The sequence below is a fragment of the Enterobacteriaceae endosymbiont of Donacia tomentosa genome (assembly GCF_012571135.1).
Classification (GTDB): Bacteria; Pseudomonadota; Gammaproteobacteria; order Enterobacterales; family Enterobacteriaceae.
Genome location: NZ_CP046216.1, coordinates 39,074 through 64,609 on the forward strand (window position 1 = coordinate 39,074; position 25,536 = coordinate 64,609).

Below are 25,536 nucleotides of genomic sequence, written 5' to 3' on the forward strand. Positions count from 1 at the left end.
AATAAATTTTTATAAGAAAAATAATAATAAAATATTATGTATTTAGTTTTTTTTATAAAAAAATTTTAAATATAAGGATTTTTATTTTCTTGAAATTTTAAAATTATAGATGTACCAAAATATTGTAATTTATTATGAAAAAAATTTAATAAATAACGTTTATAATTATTATTTAATTTAGTTACCTGATTACCATGTATTTTTAATGTTAAAGGATATTTTTTAGTAGGATGTATATATTTTAATTTTATTTTTTTACCCTTACACATAGGGGGTGATAAATTATCTATAGCCAGATGTAAAATTTTCATTAATTTAGATGTATTAAAAATTTGATTAGAAATATTATATATTTTATATACTATTTTAAAAATATTGTTTATATTTTTATTCAATTTAGCTGATATAGAAATAATTGGTAAAAAATAAAATTTTTGTCTAATTAATTTTTTAATATTTTCTACTTCCCTAAATGTTATTAAATCTGTTTTATTTATTAAAATAATAATAGCTTTTCTTTGGGCAAGAATATATCTAATAATAGATAATTCTTGACGACAAAAAATTTTTTTTTCACCATTTATCATAAATAAAACTATATTAGATTGTTTTATAGATTGGAAAGTTTTTATAATAGAAAATTTTTCTATTTTATCATTAATTTTTTTTTTTCTTATACCTGCTGTGTCAATTAAAATAATATTTTTTTTGAAACCAGAACATTTATTCAAAGAAATTATAATATTATCCCTTGTTGTACCAGGAGTATGATTGGTAATTACTCTTTCTTCATTAAGAATATTATTAACTAAAGTGGATTTACCGACATTAGGCATTCCTATTATAGCTAATTTTATATCTTTATTATAAAAAATTGTATTTTGTTTTTTTATATTATTATATCTTTTTTTTTGATAAAAATTTTTTATATAAGGTAATAATATTTTACGTAATTTTAAAATATCTTTTTTATTTAAAATATTAATTAAATAAACTTGAAAACCTATAGAATAAAATTCAATATCTAAAAAATTTTTATTTTTTTTATTTATTAAAATTAATGCTTGTTTATTATGAACTCTTATAATATTAATTATTTTATAATCAATAGATGTAATTTTATCTCCTTTTATAATTAATAAAATTAAATTTGATTCCTTTATTACATATAATATTTGTTTTTTTATAAAAGGATTTTTTTTAGAAAATTTATTATGATAATTATAACTACCTGTATCAACACAAATAAATTTATAATTTTTTATTAAAGCATCACCATACTTTCTATCTATAGTAAATCCAGAAATATTATTTACTATAGCATCATTTGTTTTAGTTAATGCATTATATAAAGAAGATTTTCCTACATTAGCATCTCCTAATATAGTTATAATAGGATTATCTAAATCCATTTTTATCTCTTTATTATTTAATTGTAAGTACGTATATTTTACCATATATATTTTGTATAACTATCATATTTTTTATTAATAAAAGTTTATGTATATTTTTTTTACTAATTCTTTGTTTTCCAATAAATTTTCCTGTTTTAGCATTTATCCAGTAAATAAATCCTTTATTATCTGTAAAATAAATTTTTGCCTTATAAAATAATAAATTATTAATATCATATTTTTTAAATTCTTTTTGTATCCAAATGATATTTCCATTTTTTGTGTTTAATGTATAAATATTGTTGTCTGTATCTATTAAATAGATAATATTATTATTAATAATAAAATTTTTATGTGTGAAATATATTTTTTCCCAAATTATATTTCCATTACTTAAATCTATAGCAACAAAACTACCATTATAAGAAGACGCATAAACAATTCCATTATATATTAATGGTTGTATATCAATATCATTTATTTGCAAAAAATCTGATTTAGAATTAAATTTTGTTAAATTTGTTTCCCAAACTAACATCCCATTATTTATTATTCGTGAACTAACAATACCATTGTTACCTCCAAGAATAACATTATTAAAAAAAATTACTGGTGAAGAAGATCCTCTAAAATTTAATTTATTTGTAATACCTAAATTAATTGTCCATAAAATTTTACCATTGTATTTATTTAATGCTTGTAAAATATCATTCATATTATAAATTAATAATATGTTATTTTTTATAATAGGTTTTGATAAAATTTCTCCAAAAACATTTTTTTCCCATATCTTATTACCATTTTTAATATTTAAAGCAAAAACTATACCTTTTTCACTACTTAAATATAAATAATTATCAGAAATTACAGGTCCACTAAAAAGATATTTAGAATCACAGTGAAAAAAACAAAATTTTTTTATAAGATTAATATTCCAAATTATTTCTCCTGTATATATATCAATACAATAAACAGAACCCCATGTATCTGTTACATATAACAATCCTTTTTTATAAGCTGGTTCTAATTGTGTAAAAATATATTTCCCATGTCCTATCTTTTTTGTCCAAAGTAACTCTAAGTCTATTTTACTTTTTTTTTTTTCTTTAAAAAAAAAGTTATTTGATAAATACCAATTATTAAAAACATCTGCTTTTACGAAAAAAGGAAAAAAGATAAATATTAAAATTATATATTTTTGTATTTTCATATTTTTCTCTTTATTTTAAAAAATATACTGGTTTTAAGTAATAATATTATTATTTTTTTACGTTAAAATTCCATAATAAAAAATTAATTTTTTATTAAAAATAATAATAGGAAATAAATATTTTTAATATTTTTTAAATATTTTTTTTAATTTAAATATTAATTCTTGTTCTGAAAAGATCATTTGTTTTTTCAAATGTAAATCTTTAATTATAATTAAATTATTCATTATTTCATATTGTCCGATTATTAATATAAAACGTGCTTTTTGTTTTACAGCTTGAATAATTTGTTTATTCAAATTTTTAAAAACATAACTAGTCACTATTCTTAATAAAGGAAAATTTTTTCTAATTAATTCTCCAATAAAAAAAATTTTTTGTATGATATATTTATTTTTTAATAAAGGTGCTATATAAATATCTATAAAATATTCTGTTTCTATTTTTATAGACTGTTTATTCTGTATTAATAAAAGTAAACGTTCTAATCCAATAGCACATCCAATTCCATTTATATCTTTGTTGTTACTCATTACTTTTATTAATAAGTCATATCGCCCCCCACCACAAATAGTCTTATGTGATCCTATTTTATTTGTCTTCCATTCAAATACAATGTCATTATAATAATCTAAGCCTCTAACTAAATTATTATTTACAACAAAATTTATATTCATAAAACTTAAAATTTTACATAATTCTTTAAATTTTTTAATACTATTATCGTTGAGATAATTTTGTAATTTGGGAGCTTTATTTAATAATTGTTGAACAATTTTATTTTTACTATCTAATATCCTTAAAGGATTTGTGTATATTTTTTTTTTACAATTTTCATCTAAAGAATTAATATTTTTTTTTAAAAAAAATATTAATTCTTTTATATATTTTTTTCTATCTGTTAAAGAACCTATCGAATTTATTTCTAAAAAAATATTTTTTATAATATTTAATTTTTTCCATAAATTATATGTAATAATAATTATTTCTATATCAATATATGGTGATTCAAAACCAAGTACTTCAATTCCAATTTGATTAAATTGCCTATATCTCCCTTTTTGGGGTCTTTCATAACGAAACATTGGTCCATTATACCAAAAACGTTTATTTTTATTATAAAAAAGATTATGCTCCACTATAGCTCTAATAAAACCAGTAGTGCCTTCAGGACGTAAAGTTAGATTATCACCATTTCTATCACATAAATTATACATTTCTTTTTCTATAATATCTGTATTTTCCCCAATATTTTTTTTAAATAATTCACTTTTTTCTAAAATAGGAAGTTTAATTTCTTTATATCCGTAACTATTCAAAATAGACTTAATAGTATCTTCAACATACTGCCATAATAAAGTATCTGGAAAAATATAATCATGCATACCATGCACGGCATTAATTTTTTTTATCACAATAAAATATCTCTTTTTTTTAAAAAATTAATTTTATTTACATATCATTAATATGTATTAAATTTCATTGTTTTAGTAAAAAACTTTAAATATTTTTTAAAAACTAAACATATATTATATAATAATAAATTATTTATTATTACATAATAATTTAAATAATACTTATTTTTTTTATAAAATGAGTACATACTATATTATATATAGTATGTTGATTAATTTTTTATTTAAAATATTTAAAATAACTGTAAAATATAAATATATGGAATAACATATTAATAACATTTTTAATAAAAAATGTTTTTTAATAATAAAATATGAAATATAATATAATATAATATTCTAATGAGGAAAGATGATATTTATTGGATGAGACATGCATTATATTTAGCTAAATTAGCTAAAAAATTAGGAGAAATACCAGTAGGTGCTCTTATTATAAGAAATGGTATAATAATTGCTAAAGGTATTAATAATTCTATAATAAAAAATGATCCCACAGCACATGCAGAAATAATAGCATTAAGAAATGCAGGAAAATATTTACAAAATTATAGATTATTAAACACAACAATGTATGTAACACTAGAACCATGTTTAATGTGTTCTGGTGCAATAATTATTAGTAGAATTAATCGATTAGTATTTAGTATTTATAATAAAAAGAGTAATAATATTGGGTCATTTATCGATTTATTGGGTATTTATAATATTAATCATAAGATAAAAATCCATTCTGGAGTTTTAGTAAATGAATGTGAAAAATTAATAAAAAATTTTTTTAAATTAAAAAGAAAGAAAAAAATACTTATTTAGTGAGGTTTTTTAATTTTGGAAAATAACCAAAAATATTTAAAAAATGATACAAAATTATTAAAATTGATAAATAAAGAAAGAAAAAGACAAGAAAATCATATAGAATTAATAGCATCTGAAAATTATGCATCTTCTGATGTTATGTATATTCAAGGTTCGCAATTAACAAACAAATATGCAGAAGGATATCCAGGCAAAAGATATTATGGAGGATGTAAATATGTAGATAAAATAGAAGAATTAGCAATCGAAAGGGCAAAAAAATTATTTCATGCAGATTATATTAATGTACAACCACATTCTGGTTCTCAAGCTAATTTTGCTGTATATATGGCTTTACTAAAGCCTGGAGATACTATCATGGGATTAAAAAATTCACATGGTGGTCATTTAACACATGGATCTAAGGCAAATTTTTCTGGAAAAATTTACAAAAATATATCTTATATTACAAATAATAAAGGGATAATTGATTACGATCATTTATTATATTTAGCTAAAAAATATAAACCTAAAATGATTATTGGTGGGTTTTCATCTTATTCTAGGATATGTAATTGGGAAATAATGAGGTCTATAGCTGATAGAGTAAATGCATATCTTTTTGTTGATATTTCTCATATAGCAGGATTAGTAGTTACTGGATTTTATCCTAATCCATTGCCTCATGCTCATATAGTAACAACTACTACTCATAAAACTTTATCCGGACCTAGAGGTGGGTTAATTTTATCTTCAAAAGAAAATAAAAATCTTTTTAAAAAAATTAATAGTTCAGTATTTCCAGGATGTCAAGGAGGACCTTTAATGCATATTATTGCAGCTAAAGCAGCTTCATTTAAAGAAGCATTAAATCCAGATTTTACTATATATCAAAAACAAATATTGATAAATGCTAAATTAATGGTTCAAATTTTGAAAGAACGTAATTATGAAATTATTTCAAATAATACAGAAACTCATTTATTTATAATAAATTTAACTAATAAAAATATGACAGGTATAGAAGCTGAAAAATTACTAAGTCGTTACAATATTATAGTCAATAAAAACAGTATTCCAAATGATATTAGATCTCCTTTAATTACATCAGGAATAAGAATAGGAACTCCTGCTGTTACAAGAAGAGGTTTTAAAGAAAAAGAAATATCTTTATTATCTAAGTGGATAGCTGATATTTTAGATAAAAATAATGATAAACTTAAAAATATTAAAAATAAAATATTAAAGTTATGTAAAACTTTTCCAGTATATAAAAAATAGAATATATATTTTTAGTATAGTAATTAATATTTATAAACTTTTTAAAATAGGTATATTGCAATGAAAACATGTCATACTGTATTATTATGTGTTACTGACGGAGTAGAAGATATAGAAACTGTTTCTTCTATAGATATTTTAAATAGAGGCAATATAAACGTTATAGTAGTAAGTACTAATAATAAACATAGAATATCATGTGCACATGGGACTCATATTATAAGTGATGTATTTTTAAAAAATTTAAATAATGATAATAATGCATTAGCGATCATACTTCCTGGAGGATTACAAGCTTCAGAACATTTTAAAAAAAATATTTTGCTTCTAAAATATTTAAATAAATTTAAAAATTCCAATCGTATAGTAGGGGCTATTTGCGCTTCTCCGGCTATGGTATTAGCATCGAATAATCTTTTTCCAACAGCAAAAATGACTGGATATTTAGGATTAAAAAATTTAATTCCATATCAGCAATGGGCAAAATATCCAGTATATTGGGATAATAAATCTAAATTACTTACAGCCCAAAGTGTTAAATATGCTATTGAATTTAACTTAAAATTAATAGAAATTATATTAGGAGATAATATATCTAATAACATTTTAAGAGAATTATAATTAGTATCTTTTCATTAAAAATACATGTTTATATATATTGAATAAGGACACATATTTTAACATACGTTAAAATATGTTTTGGGTGGGTTTTTTATTTTATAATAATCATATCGGTTTATTTTGAATTCGTAATTTATTTACAATTTTATCTAATACTCCATTAATAAACTTATAACTATTATCGACTCCTCCAAAACTTTTTGCTAAACAAATACTTTCATTAATTATAACTTTATAAGGAACATCTAAACGATTAATTAATTCATATAAAGAAATACGTAAAATAGCTTTTTCAATTTGTCCTAATTCAAATATTTGACGAGATAAAAATGGTTTCATTATATTATCTAAATATAAACTATTAATTATTACACCATTTATTAATTCATTAAAATAATCAATATCAATATTTTTATTATTTTGTATAGACTCGTTTAAAAAATAACATTGTATATCACTAAAATTATTTTTAGATAATTGCCAAGAATAAATAGCTTGTAAAGCATATTTCCTTGCTTGATATCGGTTTGTAAATTTCACTTAATTTCCTTTTCATTTATGATTTTTGATGATTTTATAGATTTAAAGATATTAATCATTTCTAATAATGTTAAAGCTGCTTCAATACCTTTATTATTTATCTTAACTCCTGATCTTTCAATTGCTTGTTTAATATTATCTGCAGTTATAATTCCAAAAGAAATTGGAATATTATTTTTAATTGATAAATTAGATAATTGTGAACAAACTTCTTTTGATAAATATTTATAATGAGACGTTTCGCCTTTTATAATAGTACCAATAGAAATTATACCATCATAAATATTCTTTTGTATTAGTTGTTGAATAACTTGTGCTATTTCATAACTTCCAGGTACCCAACAAATAGTTATATTTTTTTCTTTTACCATTCCTATTCGTTGTAAAGTATCCAGTGCAGCATGTAATAAATTTTTATTTATAAATATATTGAATCTTGATATAACAATTGCTATAAATGAATTAGGAGCTGTAACATTTTCGTTAATTATTTTCATAATTATATTTTAATCTCTCTATAATTAATATTTTATTTAATTAATTTTAATATTAATCTTAAATCTAGTCCTATCTTTTTTATATTTTTAAAAGAAAATTTAGGGACCTCAGATATTTTTGTAAATTTTTTAATATTACATAAATTTAAAGCAATATTACCTAATAATTTAGGTGATAAATATAAAATTAATTCATCTATTAACTTATAAGTTATTAAAGAACCAGATAAGGTACTACCTGCTTCTATAAGAAGGTTATTAATCCCTTTTTTACCTAGAAACTTAAATAAATATTTTAAATTAAAATAACCATCCATTTCAGGAATAATAACTTCTTTTACGTAAGAAGGCCATTGTTCTGATGTATGTTTTAATTTTACTAAAAATATTTTTCCTGGTGATAATATTATTTGATTAGTTGATTTAATTTTATTGAATCTATCAAGAATAATTCTTATTGGTTGTCTTAAAAATTTTTTAGGATATATTTTTTTTATATTTTTATTTAATTCATCCCATTTTACTAAAAGTATAGAATTATCATTTAAAATTGTTTTACTTGTACTTAAAATCGCTGAACTTTTCGCTCGTAATATTTGAACATCCTTTCTAGAATCTTGTGATGAAATCCATTTGCTTAATCCATTTACTAATCCTATTTTACCATCTAATGATGACGCTAATTTTAATTGTATCCAAGGATATCCTGTATTCATTCTTTTAAAAAAACCATAATTTATCTTTTTTGTTTCTGAAGATAAAATATTATTTGTTATTTTTATACCTGATTTAATCAATAATTTTAATCCTTTTCCATTTACTTTTGGATTAGGATCATTTGTAGCTACTACTACACGATATACTCCAGCTTCTATTAAAGCCTGGCAACAAGAGGGAGTTAAATTAAAATAATTACAAGGTTCTAACGTTACATAAACTGTAGATCCTTTAGCATATTTACCAGCCATTTTTAATGCATTAATTTCTGCATGTGGTTCCCCTTTTTTAAAATGATATCCTTTCCCCACAATTTTTTTATTATTTACGATAATACAACCTACATTTGGATTAGGGGTTGTAGTAAAAATACCAAGTTTAGCCAATTTAATAGCATGCGTCATATAAAATTTATCTGTTAAATACATGAATAACCTTTTTTTTAAAAAAAAATTAAAAATAATTATTTTATAAAAAATATTAAATTTTTAAAAATTTAATATTGATTATTATAGTTTAATCAAAAAAATATTATTAGTATTTTTTTTAAAAAAATTTAATTATTATAAAATAAATAATAAATAAAAATATTATATTTTTAATTTTTTATTTAATTATTAAATTAATTATTAGTGTTAAAATAAAATTTTATATCTAATATTATAAAAAAAATAAAAATATAATATATTCAATTAATATTTCATTTATAGAGATAATATTTATATGAAAGAAAAAATTATTCTTTTTGATACTACATTACGTGATGGAGAACAGTCTCTAAAAACTAATTTAGGTACTAAAGATAAAATAACAATAGCTTTAGCATTAGAAAACATGGGAATAGATATAATTGAAGTAGGATTTCCTATTTCCTCTCCTAAGGATTATAAAACTTCTCAAGAAATATCAAAAATTATTAAAAATAGTAAAATATGTGGATTAGCTAGATGTACAGAAAAAGACATAGATGCTGTCTATGAATCTTTAAAAAAATCTAAGAATTTTAGAATTCATATTTTTTTAGCAACTTCTCCTATACATATAATTACAAAATTAAAAACGACATTAAATGATGTAATAGAAAAAATTATTTTTATGATAAAATATGCTCGTAAATATACAAATGATATTGAATTTTCTTGTGAAGATGCAAGTAGAACTCCTATTAAAAATTTATGTTTAATTGTCAATGCAGCTATTAGAGCAGGAGCTACAACTATCAATATACCAGATACAGTTGGATATACATTTCCGCAAGAATATTATGATATAATTTATAATTTGAAAAATGAAGTAGATAATATTGATAAATGTATTATTTCCGTACATACACATAATGATTTGGGTATGGCTGTAGGTAATGCTATTACCGCTATAAATGCAGGAGCTAGGCAAATAGAAGGAACTGTAAATGGTATTGGAGAAAGAGCTGGTAATTGTGCTTTAGAAGAAATTATTATGGCTTTATATACAAGAAAACAAAATATGAATGTTTATACAAATATTAAATATAATAAAATATATATTACAAGTAAAATAGTTAGTGAAATTTGTAATATTCCATTATCTATAAATAAAGCTATTGTAGGTAAAAATGCTTTTTCTCATTCATCAGGAATACATCAAGATGGTATTTTAAAAAATAAAAAAACTTATGAAATTTTAGATCCAAAATTTATAGGTGTAAATGAAACAGAATTTAATCTTACTTCAAAATCAGGTAGAGCCGCTGTAAAATATCATATGGAACTAATGGGATATAAAAGTAATACTTATGATATTAATAAATTATATAATAATTTTATTAAATTAGCAGATAAAAAAGGACAAATATTTAATTATGATCTAGAATCATTAGCATTTAATAATGAAATAGATAATATTACTGAATATTATTCAGTAAAATATTTTAATGTAGAGTCAAATTCTAGTTCAATTTCTATTGCAACTATAAAACTACAATGTGGTAATTTAATTAAATTAGAAGCAGCAACGGGATTAGGACCTGTAGATGCAATTTATAAAGCCATAATTAGAATTACTAATTATAATATAGATTTAATTAAATATAGATTAATAGCTAAAAATCATACTGAAAAATCAATAGGACAAGTAGAAATTAAAATAAAATACAAAAAAAAAATTTTCCATGGCATTGGATTATCGAAAGATATAATTGAAGCTTCTATTATTGCTATAGTAAATAGCTTAAATGATATTTGGAGATTTGATCAAGTAAAAAAAAATATTTTAAAAAATAAATCTTAAAATTTTTGGAAAATTTATATGTCAAATATATTTAAAATAGCTATTTTAGCTGGAGATGGTATTGGTCCTGAAGTTATAAAACAAGCAATGAAAATTTTAGAAAAAGTAAAACAATATTTAAATGTAAAAATTATTCTCGATGAATATGTTGTAGGAGGAGCTGCTATTGATTTATATGGTAATACCTTACCAAAAAAAACATTATATGGCTGTGAACAATCAAATGCCATACTATTTGGTTCAGTAGGTGGGCCTAAATGGGATTATTTACCTTTAAACAAAAGACCAGAAAAAGGAGCTTTATTAAAAATTAGAAAATATTTTAATTTATTTGCTAATTTACGTCCTTCTTTTTTTTATAATGAATTAAGTATATTAAGTCCTTTAAAAGAAAAAATTTTAAAAAAAGGATTTAATATAATGTGTATTAGAGAATTAACAGGAGGTATTTATTTCGGTCAGCCATCTGGAAGAAAAAAGAAGGGTATAAATGAATATGCTTTTGATACTGAAATTTATTCTAAATTTGAAATAGAAAGAATTGGACATATTGCTTTTAAAATTGCTTTAAAAAGGAAAAAAAAAATTTGTTCTATTGATAAAGCAAATGTACTAAATACATCCATATTATGGCGTGAAGTTTTAATTAATATTTCTAAAGAATATAAATCAGTTAAACTAGAATTTATGTATATTGATAATGCTGTAATGCAACTAATGAAAAATCCCTCACAATTTGATGTAATATTATGTCCAAATTTATTTGGAGATATTATTTCAGATCAATGTGCTATGATTACAGGGTCCGTAGGTAATTTACCATCAGTTAGTTTTAATCAAGATTATTTTGGTTTATATGAACCATCAGGAGGGTCTGCTCCTGATATTGCAGGGAAAAATATAGCAAATCCTATTGCACAAATATTGTCTTTATCTATGTTAATAGAATATTCTTTAAAAGAATATAATATATCTAAAAAAATTAATGATGCTATTAAAAAAGTTTTAAATAGAGGATATAGAACTTTAGATTTATCTACTAATGAAATAAATGAAAAAATAGTTAATACTGAAGATATGGGAACATTAATTATGGAATCTATAATATAGGAATATTATATGGGTAAAACATTATACGAAAAAATATATGATAGACATGTTATTTGTAAAATAAAAAATAAAATAAATTTATTATATGTTGATAGACATTTTATTCATGAAGTAACTTCACCTCAAGCTTTTAATGAATTAAGAAATAATAATAGAAAAATATATAGACCGAATAAAACATTTGCAACTATGGATCATAATGTATCTACACAAATTAAAGATATTAAAGCTTCCGGTTTTATAGCACAAAAACAAATGGAAACACTGATTAAAAATTGTAAGGATTTCAATATTCAATTATATGATATTTATCATCCTTTACAGGGCATTGTACACGTAATAGGCCCAGAACAAGGAATAACTTTACCAGGAATGGTAATTGTATGCGGAGATTCACATACATCCACTCATGGTGCTTTTGGGTCATTAGCTTTTGGTATAGGTACATCAGAAGTGGAACATGTTTTAGCAACTCAAACTTTAAAACAACATCGTGCTAATAATATGCTAATAAATATTAATGGTAAGATTCCAAATAATATTACAGCGAAAGATATTATCTTATCAATTATAAGAAAAATTGGTATTAGTGGATGTAATGGATATATTGTAGAATTTTCAGGTAGTACAATAAAAAAATTAAGTATGGAATCAAGAATGACTATTTGTAATATGGTTATTGAAATGGGAGCAAAATCAGGTTTGATTGCTCCAGATAATATAACTTTTGAATATTTAAAAAATAGAAAATTTACTCCTAAAGGAAATTTATGGATTGAGGCATTAAAATATTGGAAAACATTATACAGTGATAACAATGCTAAATTTAATAAAATTATTAATATAAATATTTCTCATTTAAAACCCCAAATTACCTGGGGAACTAATCCAGAACAATCAGTAAGTATTGATGAGCATATTCCTTTAATAAATTCTTATAAAGATATAACAAAAAAAACACTAGCAATAAATGCATTAAATTATATGGGATTAAAAGAAGGAATGAAATTAATTAATTTAAAAATTAATAAAGTTTTTATTGGATCTTGTACTAATTCTAGAATTGAAGATTTAAGATCAGCTGCAAAAATAATTTTTGGTAAAAAAATTGCTACTCATATACAAGCAATAGTTGTTCCTGGATCTAATTCTGTAAAAAAACAAGCAGAAGAAGAAGGATTAGATAAAATTTTTAAAAATACTGGCTTTGAATGGAGATATTCTGGTTGTTCTATGTGTTTAGCAATGAATAATGATAAATTAAAACCAGGAGAAAGATGTGCTTCTACTAGTAATAGAAATTTTGAAGGTAGACAAGGTCGTAATGGAAGAACTCATTTAGTAAGCCCAATTATGGCTGCAATAGCAGCTATTTACGGGTATTTTTTTGATGTACAAAAAATATAAATAATAAAGTAAAAAAAATGAAAGAAAACTTACAATATAGTGGAATTATAGCTCCTTTCAATATTTCAAATATTGACACTGATGTCATTATACCTAAACAATTTTTACAAAAAAATGATAAAAAAAATTTTGGAAATTATTTATTTAATGATTGGAGATATTTAGATAATAATAATCAAATACCTAATCCTAATTTTATTCTAAACAAAAAAAAATTTAAAAATGCAAAAATTTTGTTAACTCGCAATAATTTTGGTTGTGGGTCTTCCAGAGAACACGCTCCGTGGGCTTTAAAAGATTTTGGTTTTCACACTATAATAGCATCTAGTTACGCAGACATATTTTATAATAATGCAATAAATAATAAATTATTATTAATAACTTTAGAAAAAAAAATACTTGATAAATTCTTTTTTATAGTAGAAAAATTTCCTGGTATAACTTGTTATGTAAATTTAAAATTTCAAGAAATTATCATAAATGATCAATCTTTTAATTTTAATATAGATTCATTTATAATTGATTATATTACTGATAATTTAGATCAAATAGATTTAACAATGAAGTATTATAAAAAAATCAGTATGTTTGAAAAAACATATTTTCATTTTTTTTAAAATATGAGAATTTTCTTAAATGCGTATAATTTTATTAGGTCCACCAGGAGTAGGTAAAGGAACTTATGCTCAATTTATATCTGAAAAATATAATTTACCTAATATTTCTATAGGAAATATATTAAGAAACTATATATTAAATAATAAAAATTCTATTTTAAGTAAGAAAATAAAAAAATGTATTAATAATGGTGCTATGGTCCCTGATTATATAACTATTAAAATTATTAAAAATAGATTATATAATTTAGATTGTAAAAAAGGTTTTTTATTAGATGGATATCCTAGAAATATAATACAGGCTGATATTTTAAAAAAAGAAAACATAAATATAGATATAATAATTGAATTATATATACCTTATAATCAAATTATTAAAAGAATTATAGGTAGGAGAATTCATGAACCCTCAGGAAGAACTTATCATATAATTTTAAATCCTCCTAAAATAAAGGGCAAAGATGATATCACAGGAGAAAAATTAATAACAAGAACAGATGATAATATTTCTACAATAAATAATAGATTACAAGAATATTTAAAACAAACACAACCATTAATTAAATATTATAAAAATCAATTGTGGAAAAAAAGATTTTTTTATAAAAAAATAAATAATACATCATCTATTTTAGATGTAAAAAAAAAAATAGATAACTTTTTAAAATTTTCTAAATTGTAAAAATCATAATTTTTATAATTTGTTTATTTGTTTTAAATTTGTTATTATGAAAAACATAATTAATAATTTTAATAAATGGATTATAGTCTAATGTTCACCGGAAGTATTGTGGCACTTATAACTCCAATGGATATTAAAGGTAATATCTGTAAAAAAAATTTGAAAAAACTTATTCGATATCATATAGATAGTGGTACAAAAGCTATTGTTATTATGGGAACTACAGGTGAATCGACTACCTTAACTTATGAAGAACATATTAAAACAGTAATGTACGCATTAGATTTTTCAAAAAACAAAATACCTATTATAGCTGGAACAGGATTTAATTCTACAACTAAATGTATAGCTATTACGTCTGTTTTAGAAAAATCAGGAATTATAGGATGTTTAAGTGTTACTCCATATTACAATCGACCTACACAAGAAGGAATGTATCAACACTTTAAGGAAATTGCTAATAGTACTACATTACCGCAAATATTATATAATGTTCCGTCACGTACCGGTTGTGATCTTTTACCAGAAACAATTTATCGATTATCAAAAATAAAAAATATTGTAGGTATAAAAGAAGCTACAGGAGATTTATCTCGTTTTTATAAAATAAAAAATTTAGTTGATAAAAATTTTTTTTTAATTAGTGGTGATGATACAACTTCTTTTGAATTTATGTTATTAGGAGGAGATGGAGTTATATCAGTTACTGCTAATATTGTAGCAGTACAAATGAACCAATTTTGTAATTATATAAAAGAAAAAAAAATTACAAAAGCAAAAAAAATAAATCAAAGTTTAATTAAATTGCATCACCAATTATTTATTGAATCTAATCCGATACCCGTAAAATGGGCTGCCAAAAGAATTGGACTCATAGATAGCAATACAATGAGATTACCAATGACAAAACTTTCAAAATATAATCAAGAAATATTAGAGATTACATTAAAAAAACTGAAATTAATATAAATTCTGTAGGTTTATGATGGTTGATAGATATTTTTTTACATTATATAATATTGTAATTCTATTATTCTTTATAATTATTTTCTCATCATTAATTTTAACTTTTTTAAAGAAATCATTTATTGGATAATAAAGTTCTGATAAAATTAGGAGTATGTTATAAAATTCGTAATTTTTAATTTTATTTTTCAAAATTTTAGATAATTTTATTATATAATTAACTAATTTAATTTCTTCTTTCTTTTGTAATAAAGACATATTAATTTTAAAGTCATAATTTATGTTCTTCGTATTTTTTAATAAAATTTTATCTATTCTTTTATTAGTATATATTAAAAAAAAACTTTGTTGTTTCTCAGATTTAAAAAATTTATCTAATGCTTTTATTTTATAATCTAAAATTAATGGCATTTCAGTTTTATTTTTTAAAACATTAGTTACAATGATCTTTTTATAACCTAAAGAAATATACCAATTTTTACATCTATTTATAATAAAATCTAATATTTTATTTAATAAATAAATATTATTATTATTAGAATTGTAATTATACAAATGAAGATTAAAATTAATTAATTTTACCAAATTTATTTTTAATTTATTTGTAATAATAATACGCACTAGAAACAATGCTATACGTTTAAGAGCATATGGATCCTTATTTCCTGTAGGAAACGAATATATACTAAATATACCAACTAATGTATCTATTTTATCTGCTATAAATAAAGTACAAGAAATTACACTTTTAGGTATTTTATCATTTATTTTATATTGATATTGTTCTTTAATAGCTTTTATTATTTCAATATTTTCTTTATTATGTTTTGCATAATACATACCAACAATACCTTGTAAATCTGGAAATTCATAAACCATTTGAGTAGCTAAATCGCATTTAGACAATCTACTTGCTCTAATACAATATAAAATATTAGCATTAATTATTTTAGCTATATATTTAGATAGTTTTTCTATGCGAATAGTTTTTTCAAATAAGCTACCCAATTCTTTTTGAAAAAGAATATTTTTTAATTTATTTAGATATTCCTCAAGTTTTATTTTTGTATCATTTTCAAAAAAAAACTTAACATCCTGAAATTTTGCTTGAAGAACCTGTTCATTATCACTAATAATTACATTTTCATTTTTTGTTTCAATATTTATTAAAAAAATAAAATTAGGTAATAATTTATTATTTTTATCATATAAAGGGATATATTTCTGATAGTTTATCATAACATATTCTAATATTTTAGATGGTAGACATAAAAATTTTTTATTAAATTGACCTAATAATACTGTTGGCCATTCCACCATTGCAGTTAATTCTTCTAAAAAAACATTAGTTATTTTTATATGAGCATTTAAACTATTTATTATTTTATTTATATTATTCAAAATTTTATTTTTACGTTGGATAAAATTAACAATAACTTTACCCTTTTTAAAAAGTAACATTTCATATTCTTCAGCATTTTTTAAAATAATTTTTTTATTACACATAAACCTATTTCCTTGAAGAAGGTTATTAGATTTTATGTTCAAAATATTATTTTTAATAATTTTTTTACCTAAAACGAACGTAAAACTTCTTATTGGTCTAATAAACTTAAAATAATGTGTATCCCAATACATTAAATTAGGGATTAAAGAGATATTATTTAAAGAATTAAATATCATATTAGGTAATATTTTTTTTATATGTAAACCTTTTATCTTTTTTTTGTAAAACAAATAATTATTTTTATATGTAATTTCTTTTGTATTCTTAATTTTTTGTTTTTTTATCCAAAAACGTACTTCTTTTAGTAAGAACATATTTTTTTTATTAGTAACAAAAGGTCCTTTAATTATTAAAGTAGAATCTAATTGGAATACACTTAAATTAACTATTTGTATAGCAATTCGTCTGGAAGTAGAAAAAAATTTGATTATTTTATATTTAAAGTTATTTTTTTTCAATTCATTTTTAAAGTTTTCAAAAACTATCTTAGTTATCTTTAATAAATATTTAGAAGGTATATCTTCCACACCTACTTCTAATAATAATGTATTGTTATTCATAAAATGATATTACCTAATTAATAATTATTGTTGTATATAATCATAATATTTCATTATAATTGATTTAGTCATATTACGTAATTTTAAAATATATCTTTGTCTCTCTGTATGAGAAAAAAATCTACGTGATTCTAATAAATTAAAACAATGAGATGCTTTTAAAATTTTATCATATGCAGGAAAAATCAATGGTTTTTTTAAATTTAATAAATAATTTATTTCTGACTCATAATGTTTAAAACAATAAATAAGAAAATTGACATTTGCATATTGAAAATTATATATAGATTGTTCTAATTCATTTTGAGAAAAAATATTACCATATGTAACACTAATATTATTATTTTCATTCCAGATTAAATCATATATATTTTTAACTTTTTGAATATGCATTCCTAATCTTTCAAGACCATATGTTATTTCACCGGTTATTGGATTGCACTGCATACCACCCATCTGTTGAAAATATGTAAATTGAGTTATTTCCATTCCATTTAACCATATTTCCCAACCAATACCATAAGCTCCTAAAGTAGGATTTTCCCAATTATCATCTATAAAACAAATATTATTTGTACTTAAATCTATTTTTAATTTTTCTAAAGATTTTAAATATAAAGATTGAATGTTTTTTGGAGGAGGTTTCATTATTACTTGAAATTGATAATATTGTTGTAATCTATTAGGATTATTCCCATACCTTCCATCAGAAGGTCGTCTTGATAGCTGGATATATGCTATTTTTTTAGGATTTTTCCCTATAGCATATAAACATGTCATAGGATGAGATGTTCCCGCTCCAACTTCAGTATCAATTGGCTGAATTATAGTACAGCCTTGTTGTGACCAATATTTTTGTAAAATAAATATCATTCCTTGAAATGTTTTTTCATTAAATTTTTTCATTTATTATTTATTTTTTAAATTTTAATTATAATATAATTATTATATATATTTTTTTTAAAAAAATTAATACAACTAAAATTTAACATATTTTTTTTTATTATAAAAATAATGTTATTATAATCTGTTATTTTAAAATAATAAAACATTTATATTAAATTACAAAATCTATAAAAGGATTAAATGTTTATATGAATAATGTTTTTAAAAAAATTTCTTTTAAAAAGAAAAAAAATGAATATAATAGACTAATAACAATGGCTACAAGTTTAGCTATTCTATTATCTTTTACATTATTAATATTAAAAATATTAGCTTGGTGGTATACAAAATCAATCAGTATGTTAGCTGCTTGTATGGATTCATTAATAGATATAACATCTTCAATAATTAATTTATCAATTATTTATTATTCTTTACAACCAGCTGATTCAGAACATACTTTTGGACATGGTAAAGCAGAATCATTATCTGCTTTAACACAAAGTATATTTGTATGTGGGTCAGCTGTATTTTTATTTTTAAATAGTTTACGATATTTATCTCATCCTGAAAAATTAAACTATCCTATTATAGGAATAATAGTTATAATTACTTCTTTTATTTTAACTTTAATACTGGTGATATTTCAAAAAAAAGTTATATATAAAACAAATAGTCAAGCTACACATGCAGATATGATTCATTATGAATCCGATATTTTAATTAATAGTGCAATTTTAGCTGCTTTAATTTTAAATTTTTATAATATAAAAAAAGCAGATTCTTTAATAGCATCAGTAATAAGTATTTTTATTTTTTATAATTCTTTTAAAGTTGGATATAAAGCAATACAATCATTATTAGATAAATCTTTACCAAATAAAGAAAAAAATATAATAATAAATCTAATAAGTTCTTGGCCTAGAGTTATGGGAGCACATCAATTAAAAACCAGACAATCAGGACCTACACGTTTTATACAATTTCATTTAGTATTAGATGATAATTTACCTTTATTAGAGTCACATTCTATAGCAGAAGAGATAGAAAATGCTTTAAATAAAAAATTTCCTTACTCAGAAATTATTATACATCAAGATCCATATTCTATCGTTTCTGAAAAATATAAAGGTTTTTTTAAAAATTAATAAACATTAATATTTAATTATTCTTATAGTAAAGGAGTAAAAAATGATTCAAAAAATTGGTGTTCTTACAAGTGGAGGAGATGCACCTGGGATGAATGCAGCTATTCGTGGTATTGTCAGAACAGCAATAGGCTATAATATTCAAGTATTTGGGATATATAATGGATATTTAGGATTATATAAAAATAATTTAATAAAATTAAATAGATATAGTGTATCTGATATTATTAATAGAGGTGGAACTTTTTTAGGTTCTGCTCGTTTTCCTCAATTTAAAGATCAAAAAATCCGTTCTATAGCCATTAAAAATATGCAAAAACAGGGTATTGATGCTCTGGTTGTTATTGGAGGAGATGGTACTTATTTAGGAGCAAAGTTATTAACCGAAATGGGCTTCCCATGTATAGGAATACCTGGTACCATTGACAATGATGTGGCAGGTACTGATTACAGCATAGGATATTTTACAGCATTAGAAACCATAGTCCAAGCAATAGATCGATTAAGAGACACATCAACTTCTCATCAAAGAATATCAATTATAGAAATTATGGGAAGGCGTTGTGGTGATTTAACTTTAGCAGCAGCAATTGCTGGAGGTTGTGAATTTATTATACTACCAGAAATTACTTATAATCAAAATGATTTAGTAAGAGAAATCAAACTTGGAATAGATAAAGGTAAAAAACATGCAATCGTGTTGATCACTGAATTTATTTGTGATATTAATAAATTAGCAAGATTTATTGAAACAAAAATTAAAAGAGAAACTAGAACAACAGTTTTAGGACATATCCAAAGGGGAGGATCTCCTGTAGCTTATGATCGTATTCTAGCATCTAGAATGGGTGCTTATTCGGTAGAATTATTATATAAAGGTTTAGGAGGTAGATGTGTAGGTATAAAAAATGATAAAATGGTACATAATGATATTATCGATGCTATTTTAAATATGAAAAAAGTATTTAGACAAGATTTACTAGATACTGCCAAAAAATTATTTTAATCTAAAACAATTAAAAAAGAGAAATAAATATGCATTGTATAAAATGTTTTCAAAGAATAAAAACAGGAAAAAAATTTAGTAAACATCTACGAAAAAATAATAAGTTTCCTGCTATTATTTACGGTAAAAAAATAAAAGAAATTTCAATTTTTATTAAAAATCAAGATATGTCAAATGTTGACCTCAGTAATTTTTTAAATAAAAAATTAAATTTAATAGACGAACAAAATAATATTTTTAAAGTTAAAGTATTAGATATTCAGTATCATCCCTATAAAAATAAAAAAGTTTATCACATAGACTTCCTATCTATATAAAAAACAAAATATTTTACATTAGAAAAAATAATATACCCTCTCACCAAGTATATTTACTATTTTTTAGATAACTTAATTTTATATATTTAATACATGTTCCATATTATATATACCTGTTTCTTTTTTAATTAACCAAATAGCAGCTTTTACAGCTCCCCTTGCAAAAGGGATTCTATTTAAAGCTTTATGAGTTAATTCTATTTGTTCTCCCATTAAAGAAAATATAATTTTATGCTCACCTGGGATATCACCAGCTCTTATAGAATGAAAAAATATTTTTTGTAAAAAATTATATTTTTTACAAGATTGATCAATGATATCTTTAATAAATAATGCGGTACCTGAAGGAGAATCTATTTTTTTTTTGTGATGTTTTTCTATAATATCTATATCTAAATTTTCTTGTTGATTAATACAAAAAATTTCAGTTATATTTTTTAAAATTTTAAATAATATATTTATACCTTGACTAAAATTCGATGTAAAAACAATAGCTATTTTTTTTGATGCTTCTTTTATAATTATTTTTTCTTTTTCAGTAAAACCAGTAGTACCAATAACCATTTTTTTATTATATTTTTTACATATATTAAGATAGTTTATTGTTGTATCTGGATTTGTAAAATCTATTAATATATCAAAATCATTAATTATACTTAATAAATCAGATTGCACTTGTAAATAATTAGATTTATATAAAACTTTACTTTTATTATTTATTAAGTTTTTTTTCTCTAAAATACCATTTAAAGATATATTATTATTTTCTTGATTTATTATTTTTAATATTTCTTGCCCCATACGGCCATAAATACCAGAAATTGCTAAACGAATTTTATTTTTTTTCATATTTTTTTTTATAGTTTATTTTTTATTTTTCATAAAAATTTTGTATTATAAAAATTATAATGCCAATAAGAATTATTATATCTGCTATATTAACAATAGGGAAATTAAAATTGTAAATATGTATATTAATAAAATCAACAACAAAACCATACTGAATTCTGTTAATCATATTACTTAATATTCCACTAATAATAAAAATATAAGATAATAAATTATCTTTATATTCTACATAACAAATAAATAATATAAAAATAACAATGTTTATTATTAATATAGCAAAATTATTAATTTTAAGATTTTTTTTTAAAAAAAAACCTAAAATTATACCATAATTTTGTAGATATATAATATTGATAAAAGTTGTTATATAATAACATCTATTTAATTTAAAATGATTAATAACATAATTTTTACTAAGTAAATCAAGAGTTATTATTACAAATATAATATACAAAAGTGATAAATTAATATAATTTTTTAATTTAATCATAAAAAATTTATTATATAAATAAACGTTTTTCTCCATTTCCTATAGTATTAATTTTACAACGATCACAAATATCACTATTAGTGGTATTATTATAGTACCAACATCTTACACATTTATAATTTTTTGATTTAATAATTTTAAATTTTTCTATTAATTTATTTGTACATTTTTTTTTATATTTTATAAGAGTAATATCTGAAATTAATAAGAAGAAACGTAATTCGGAACCTAATAGAATTAATTTTTGATAAATATTATTATTTACATATAAAGTTATATTTGCTTCTAGTGAACTACCTATAATTTTTTTTTCTCTTGCATATTCAATAATTTTATTTATTTCATCTTTAAAAATTAAAAGATCATTCCAATATTCATTATTCATAATTGAATTATGTGGTAATGTAAATAATTTAGAAAACCATTCTTCTGTGAAAACGTATTTAGATCTTAATCCTGGGATATAATTCCAAATTTCATTTGCTGTAAAAGATAAAATTGGTGTTATCCATCGTACCAAGGATTCAATTATCATATATAATGACGTTTGACAGCTTAGTCTTTCTATACTTTTTTTTTTAAATGTGTATTGTCTATCTTTAATAATATCTAAATAAACTGAACCTAAATCTATAGAACAAAATTGCATAATTTCATGAACTACATTTTGTATATTATATTGATTATAATATTTTATAATTTTATCTTGTACAATTTTAGTTTTATTAATTATCCATTTATCAAATAATAACATTTCATTTGGTTTTAACATATCTTTTTCAGGGATAAAATCATTTAAATTAGATAATAAAAATCTAGCAGTATTACGAATACGTCGATAAATTTCTGTAGTTCTTTGTAAAATTTTTTGAGATATATTTATTTCATTAGAAAAATCTGTTGAAGCTACCCATAATCTTAAAATATCACCTCCTAAAGAATTTACTATATTTTGTGGTTTAATAGTATTACCTAAAGACTTAGACATTTTTTTTCCATTTTCATCTACAGTAAAACCATGACTGATAACAGTTTTATATGGAGGTTTTTTATCTATAGCTGTTGAAATAATTAGTGAAGCAATAAACCATCCTCTATATTGATCTGTTCCTTCTAAATACATATCAATATGAGATTTTTGTAATTCATGAATTTGTTTTATAATAGAATTATAAGTAGAACCAGAATCAAACCAAACATCTAATGTATCTAAAACTTTTTCATATAAACAGGCATCTTTACCTAAAAATTTTTCAATATCTAAATCCCACCATTCTTGTATACCTTTTTTTTCTATCATTTTTGCTATTGTTTCTATATAATTTAAAGAATTTATATGTATTTTTTGTGTTTTTTTATGAATAAATAGAGGTATTGGAATACCCCAAATACGTTGTCTAGATATACACCAATCAGGTCTTTTATTTAACATAATATACATCCTATTATAACCCCATTTAGGTATCCATTTTACTTTTTTCATAGATTTCAATGATAATTTTCTTAAATTATTTTTATTCATACTAATAAACCATTGTGGAGTGGATCGATATATTATAGGTATTTTATGACGCCAACAATGAGGATAATTATGTACATAATATTCTGATAAAAATAATGAATTTGTTTTTATTAAAATAGATTGAATAATTTTTTCTGAAGAAAAAATATCCATTTTATCTAATTTAGGATGTGTTCCTTTTATAAAAAATCCCCTTTTATCTATTATATTATTTAAACATTTTATTTTATTTTCATTACATATATTATAATCATCTAATCCATGATTAGGAGCCATATGCACAATTCCAGTTCCTGTATTTTCAGAAATATAATTACTTAAAATTATAGGAGAAATATTTTTGTTAATAGGATTTATTACATATACATTTAAAAAATTCTTACCTTGTATTTCTCCTATAATAGTCCAATTTTTAATTTTAGTTTTTAAAAAAACAAAATGCACCATTTTTTTTGCTAAAATTATAATATCATTATCAATTTGTATAAATTGATAATATATTTGAGGATGTAAAGTAATAGCCCTGTTAGCAGGAATAGTCCAAGGAGTTGTAGTCCATATTAAAAATGATATATTAAAATTTTTTATTTCCATGTTTAAAAATTGATTAATAATTTTTGTATTATTAATTTGAAATTTTACATATACTGATAATGATCTTATATCAGTATAATCTACTTCTGCTTCTGCTAAAGAAGAAAGACATTTTGTACACCAATGTACAGGTTTTTTACCTTTATATATATGATTGTTTTTTATTACCTTACCTAAGGTGCGTATAATATTTGCTTCTGTTTTAAAATTCATTGTTAAATAATAATTTTTCCAATCAGCAATTATACCCAATCTAATAAAATCTTTTTTTTGTTTAAGAATTTGTTTAAGAGCATATTTTCTACATTCAATTCTAAATTGTTTTTGAGAAAGTTTTTTATTTTTTAACTTTAAAATTTCTTCTACTTTTTGTTCAATAGGTAGTCCATGACAATCCCATCCAGGAATAAATATAGTTTTATATCCATCTAAATTTTTAAATTTTAAAATAATATCTTTCAAAATTTTATTATAAGCATGTCCAATATGTATGTCTCCATTAGCATATGGGGGGCCATCATGTAAAATAAATGTTTTTTTATTTTTTTTAGATTTTAATATTAATTTATATAAATTATCTTTCTCCCATTTTTCAATCATAATTGACTCATTAGTAGAAAGATTTGCTCTCATAGGAAATTTAGTTTTAGGTAAATTCAAATTAAGTTGATTTTTCATATTCATCATTGTTTATTTTAAATTATTTAATAAATATCTTTTTTATTTTAAAAAATATCAATAAAAATTTTTTAATAAAATTAAAAATTAAATTTATTTACATAAAAATATTATATATAATAATAATTTATATAGTATATAATCTTTATAAAATATTAAAAAATTATATTTCAAGGAGTTTTTATATGGCAAATACTAAATCATCTAAGAAAAGAATTTTAAAAACAGAAAGAAATAGAAAACACAATACTCGTTATCGTTCTATGTTACGTACTTTTATAAAAAAGGTAAAAAAAAAAATATTTGACAAAAATATTAATTTATCAAAAGAAATATATAAAACTACGCAATCTGTTATAGACAGACAAGTACAAAAAGGTTTAATTCATAAAAATAAAGCAGCTCGTTATAAATCCAGATTATATAAAAAAATTATAAATATTATTTAAATTTTATTTA

At 21.3% G+C, this 25,536-nt stretch carries 24 protein-coding genes; 13 read left to right on the top strand and 11 right to left on the bottom strand.

The features are described 5' to 3' along the window. Positions 1–65: 65 nt before the first annotated feature. From der to hisS, 3 genes are all read right to left on the bottom strand, one after another. Entirely contained in the window at positions 66–1,412 is a 1,347-nt protein-coding gene (der, locus tag GJT88_RS00205) for a ribosome biogenesis GTPase Der (protein WP_168894956.1), read from the bottom strand. Positions 1,413–1,425: 13 nt separating this feature from the next. After that, on the bottom strand, positions 1,426–2,604 hold the full coding sequence (locus tag GJT88_RS00210) for an outer membrane protein assembly factor BamB family protein (RefSeq protein ID WP_168894957.1): 1,179 nt from the start codon (positions 2,602–2,604) through the stop codon (positions 1,426–1,428). Positions 2,605–2,727: 123 nt separating this feature from the next. Further along, entirely contained in the window at positions 2,728–4,020 is a 1,293-nt protein-coding gene (hisS, locus tag GJT88_RS00215) for a histidine--tRNA ligase (protein ID WP_168894958.1), read from the bottom strand. A 342-nt stretch (positions 4,021–4,362) separates the two neighbouring features. Here hisS and tadA point away from each other — a divergent pair, with 342 nt between their 5' ends. From tadA to GJT88_RS00230, 3 genes are read left to right on the top strand one after another with little or no spacing between them, the layout of a single operon-like run. Continuing rightward, a complete protein-coding gene (gene tadA, locus GJT88_RS00220) occupies positions 4,363–4,833 on the top strand; it encodes a tRNA adenosine(34) deaminase TadA (protein ID WP_168894959.1) in 471 nt (156 codons plus the stop codon). A 12-nt stretch (positions 4,834–4,845) separates the two neighbouring features. After that, complete coding sequence (gene glyA, locus GJT88_RS00225; RefSeq protein ID WP_168895319.1) at positions 4,846–6,096, top strand: serine hydroxymethyltransferase; 1,251 nt, start codon at positions 4,846–4,848, stop codon at positions 6,094–6,096. Positions 6,097–6,156: 60 nt separating this feature from the next. Beyond that, positions 6,157–6,717, top strand: coding sequence for a DJ-1 family glyoxalase III (locus tag GJT88_RS00230; protein WP_168894960.1), 561 nt, complete (start codon positions 6,157–6,159; stop codon positions 6,715–6,717). A 105-nt stretch (positions 6,718–6,822) separates the two neighbouring features. On the opposite strand, the gene nusB is transcribed toward GJT88_RS00230, so the two are convergent. Genes nusB through ribD form a run of 3 tightly spaced genes read right to left on the bottom strand, consistent with a single transcriptional unit; the run spans position 6,823 to position 8,899 of the window. After that, positions 6,823–7,257: a transcription antitermination factor NusB gene (gene nusB / locus GJT88_RS00235; RefSeq protein WP_168894961.1), complete on the bottom strand. Its 435-nt coding sequence runs from the start codon at positions 7,255–7,257 to the stop codon at positions 6,823–6,825. Next, positions 7,254–7,754, bottom strand: coding sequence for a 6,7-dimethyl-8-ribityllumazine synthase (ribH, locus tag GJT88_RS00240; protein WP_168894962.1), 501 nt, complete (start codon positions 7,752–7,754; stop codon positions 7,254–7,256). The genes nusB and ribH overlap by 4 nt, the downstream gene beginning before the upstream one ends. A 32-nt stretch (positions 7,755–7,786) precedes the next feature. Further along, positions 7,787–8,899, bottom strand: coding sequence for a bifunctional diaminohydroxyphosphoribosylaminopyrimidine deaminase/5-amino-6-(5-phosphoribosylamino)uracil reductase RibD (gene ribD / locus GJT88_RS00245; RefSeq protein WP_168894963.1), 1,113 nt, complete (start codon positions 8,897–8,899; stop codon positions 7,787–7,789). A 295-nt stretch (positions 8,900–9,194) separates the two neighbouring features. Here ribD and leuA point away from each other — a divergent pair, with 295 nt between their 5' ends. The 6 genes from leuA (at position 9,195) to dapA (ending at position 15,524) form a co-directional block, all read left to right on the top strand. Beyond that, a complete protein-coding gene (gene leuA / locus GJT88_RS00250; RefSeq protein WP_168894964.1) occupies positions 9,195–10,739 on the top strand; it encodes a 2-isopropylmalate synthase in 1,545 nt (514 codons plus the stop codon). Positions 10,740–10,757: 18 nt separating this feature from the next. After that, positions 10,758–11,849, top strand: a complete 1,092-nt coding sequence (gene leuB, locus GJT88_RS00255; RefSeq protein WP_168894965.1) for a 3-isopropylmalate dehydrogenase — start codon at positions 10,758–10,760, stop codon at positions 11,847–11,849. Between the two features lie 9 nt (positions 11,850–11,858). Then, complete coding sequence (leuC, locus tag GJT88_RS00260; protein WP_168894966.1) at positions 11,859–13,256, top strand: 3-isopropylmalate dehydratase large subunit; 1,398 nt, start codon at positions 11,859–11,861, stop codon at positions 13,254–13,256. A gap of 17 nt (positions 13,257–13,273) precedes the next feature. Further along, the gene (leuD, locus tag GJT88_RS00265) at positions 13,274–13,873 is read left to right on the top strand and encodes a 3-isopropylmalate dehydratase small subunit (protein WP_168894967.1); all 600 of its coding nucleotides are present in this window, start codon (positions 13,274–13,276) and stop codon (positions 13,871–13,873) included. Between the two features lie 19 nt (positions 13,874–13,892). After that, positions 13,893–14,555, top strand: coding sequence for an adenylate kinase family protein (locus tag GJT88_RS00270; protein ID WP_168894968.1), 663 nt, complete (start codon positions 13,893–13,895; stop codon positions 14,553–14,555). A 90-nt stretch (positions 14,556–14,645) separates the two neighbouring features. Beyond that, the gene (gene dapA, locus GJT88_RS00275; RefSeq protein WP_168894969.1) at positions 14,646–15,524 is read left to right on the top strand and encodes a 4-hydroxy-tetrahydrodipicolinate synthase; all 879 of its coding nucleotides are present in this window, start codon (positions 14,646–14,648) and stop codon (positions 15,522–15,524) included. Here dapA and glyS read toward each other — a convergent pair. Both glyS and glyQ read right to left on the bottom strand, forming a co-directional pair. After that, positions 15,516–17,588, bottom strand: coding sequence for a glycine--tRNA ligase subunit beta (gene glyS, locus GJT88_RS00280; RefSeq protein ID WP_168894970.1), 2,073 nt, complete (start codon positions 17,586–17,588; stop codon positions 15,516–15,518). The two genes, dapA and glyS, sit on opposite strands and share 9 nt — an antisense overlap. Positions 17,589–17,612: 24 nt before the next feature. Continuing rightward, entirely contained in the window at positions 17,613–18,494 is an 882-nt protein-coding gene (gene glyQ, locus GJT88_RS00285) for a glycine--tRNA ligase subunit alpha (protein ID WP_168894971.1), read from the bottom strand. Positions 18,495–18,682: 188 nt separating this feature from the next. On the opposite strand from glyQ, the gene GJT88_RS00290 reads away from it, so the two are divergent. Genes GJT88_RS00290 through rplY form a run of 3 tightly spaced genes read left to right on the top strand, consistent with a single transcriptional unit; the run spans position 18,683 to position 20,944 of the window. Next, positions 18,683–19,621 carry a cation diffusion facilitator family transporter gene (locus GJT88_RS00290; protein WP_168894972.1) on the top strand — a complete coding sequence of 313 codons (939 nt, stop codon included), beginning with the start codon at positions 18,683–18,685 and terminating at the stop codon, positions 19,619–19,621. A gap of 43 nt (positions 19,622–19,664) precedes the next feature. After that, positions 19,665–20,627, top strand: coding sequence for a 6-phosphofructokinase (pfkA, locus tag GJT88_RS00295; protein WP_168894973.1), 963 nt, complete (start codon positions 19,665–19,667; stop codon positions 20,625–20,627). Positions 20,628–20,656: 29 nt separating this feature from the next. Beyond that, the gene (gene rplY, locus GJT88_RS00300; RefSeq protein ID WP_168894974.1) at positions 20,657–20,944 is read left to right on the top strand and encodes a 50S ribosomal protein L25; all 288 of its coding nucleotides are present in this window, start codon (positions 20,657–20,659) and stop codon (positions 20,942–20,944) included. 78 nt (positions 20,945–21,022) lie between these two features. On the opposite strand, the gene dapB is transcribed toward rplY, so the two are convergent. Genes dapB through ileS form a run of 3 tightly spaced genes read right to left on the bottom strand, consistent with a single transcriptional unit; the run spans position 21,023 to position 25,086 of the window. Further along, positions 21,023–21,793: a 4-hydroxy-tetrahydrodipicolinate reductase gene (gene dapB, locus GJT88_RS00305; protein ID WP_246213260.1), complete on the bottom strand. Its 771-nt coding sequence runs from the start codon at positions 21,791–21,793 to the stop codon at positions 21,023–21,025. 22 nt (positions 21,794–21,815) lie between these two features. Then, a complete protein-coding gene (gene lspA, locus GJT88_RS00310; protein WP_168894975.1) occupies positions 21,816–22,283 on the bottom strand; it encodes a signal peptidase II in 468 nt (155 codons plus the stop codon). A gap of 10 nt (positions 22,284–22,293) precedes the next feature. Next, positions 22,294–25,086 (bottom strand): isoleucine--tRNA ligase, encoded by a 2,793-nt coding sequence (ileS, locus tag GJT88_RS00315; protein ID WP_168894976.1) that lies wholly within the window; start codon positions 25,084–25,086, stop codon positions 22,294–22,296. A gap of 176 nt (positions 25,087–25,262) precedes the next feature. On the opposite strand from ileS, the gene rpsT reads away from it, so the two are divergent. After that, on the top strand, positions 25,263–25,526 hold the full coding sequence (rpsT, locus tag GJT88_RS00320; protein WP_168894977.1) for a 30S ribosomal protein S20: 264 nt from the start codon (positions 25,263–25,265) through the stop codon (positions 25,524–25,526). Positions 25,527–25,536: the final 10 nt, after the last annotated feature.

What these genes read in the sequence shown, in the direction of transcription:
- ribH (WP_168894962.1), bottom strand. Translation starts at nt 7,754, where the DNA reads ATGAAAATAATTAACGAAAATGTTACAGCTCCTAATTCATTTATAGCA.
- leuC (WP_168894966.1), top strand. Translation starts at nt 11,859, where the DNA reads ATGGGTAAAACATTATACGAAAAAATATATGATAGACATGTTATTTGT.
- leuB (WP_168894965.1), top strand. Translation starts at nt 10,758, where the DNA reads ATGTCAAATATATTTAAAATAGCTATTTTAGCTGGAGATGGTATTGGT.
- der (WP_168894956.1), bottom strand. Translation starts at nt 1,412, where the DNA reads ATGGATTTAGATAATCCTATTATAACTATATTAGGAGATGCTAATGTA.
- dapB (WP_246213260.1), bottom strand. Translation starts at nt 21,793, where the DNA reads ATGAAAAAAAATAAAATTCGTTTAGCAATTTCTGGTATTTATGGCCGT.
- glyQ (WP_168894971.1), bottom strand. Translation starts at nt 18,494, where the DNA reads ATGAAAAAATTTAATGAAAAAACATTTCAAGGAATGATATTTATTTTA.
- leuD (WP_168894967.1), top strand. Translation starts at nt 13,274, where the DNA reads ATGAAAGAAAACTTACAATATAGTGGAATTATAGCTCCTTTCAATATT.
- glyS (WP_168894970.1), bottom strand. Translation starts at nt 17,588, where the DNA reads ATGAATAACAATACATTATTATTAGAAGTAGGTGTGGAAGATATACCT.
- dapA (WP_168894969.1), top strand. Translation starts at nt 14,646, where the DNA reads ATGTTCACCGGAAGTATTGTGGCACTTATAACTCCAATGGATATTAAA.
- pfkA (WP_168894973.1), top strand. Translation starts at nt 19,665, where the DNA reads ATGATTCAAAAAATTGGTGTTCTTACAAGTGGAGGAGATGCACCTGGG.
- leuA (WP_168894964.1), top strand. Translation starts at nt 9,195, where the DNA reads ATGAAAGAAAAAATTATTCTTTTTGATACTACATTACGTGATGGAGAA.
- tadA (WP_168894959.1), top strand. Translation starts at nt 4,363, where the DNA reads ATGAGGAAAGATGATATTTATTGGATGAGACATGCATTATATTTAGCT.
- GJT88_RS00270 (WP_168894968.1), top strand. Translation starts at nt 13,893, where the DNA reads ATGCGTATAATTTTATTAGGTCCACCAGGAGTAGGTAAAGGAACTTAT.
- GJT88_RS00290 (WP_168894972.1), top strand. Translation starts at nt 18,683, where the DNA reads ATGAATAATGTTTTTAAAAAAATTTCTTTTAAAAAGAAAAAAAATGAA.
- GJT88_RS00230 (WP_168894960.1), top strand. Translation starts at nt 6,157, where the DNA reads ATGAAAACATGTCATACTGTATTATTATGTGTTACTGACGGAGTAGAA.
- ribD (WP_168894963.1), bottom strand. Translation starts at nt 8,899, where the DNA reads ATGTATTTAACAGATAAATTTTATATGACGCATGCTATTAAATTGGCT.
- lspA (WP_168894975.1), bottom strand. Translation starts at nt 22,283, where the DNA reads ATGATTAAATTAAAAAATTATATTAATTTATCACTTTTGTATATTATA.
- GJT88_RS00210 (WP_168894957.1), bottom strand. Translation starts at nt 2,604, where the DNA reads ATGAAAATACAAAAATATATAATTTTAATATTTATCTTTTTTCCTTTT.
- rpsT (WP_168894977.1), top strand. Translation starts at nt 25,263, where the DNA reads ATGGCAAATACTAAATCATCTAAGAAAAGAATTTTAAAAACAGAAAGA.
- rplY (WP_168894974.1), top strand. Translation starts at nt 20,657, where the DNA reads ATGCATTGTATAAAATGTTTTCAAAGAATAAAAACAGGAAAAAAATTT.
- ileS (WP_168894976.1), bottom strand. Translation starts at nt 25,086, where the DNA reads ATGATGAATATGAAAAATCAACTTAATTTGAATTTACCTAAAACTAAA.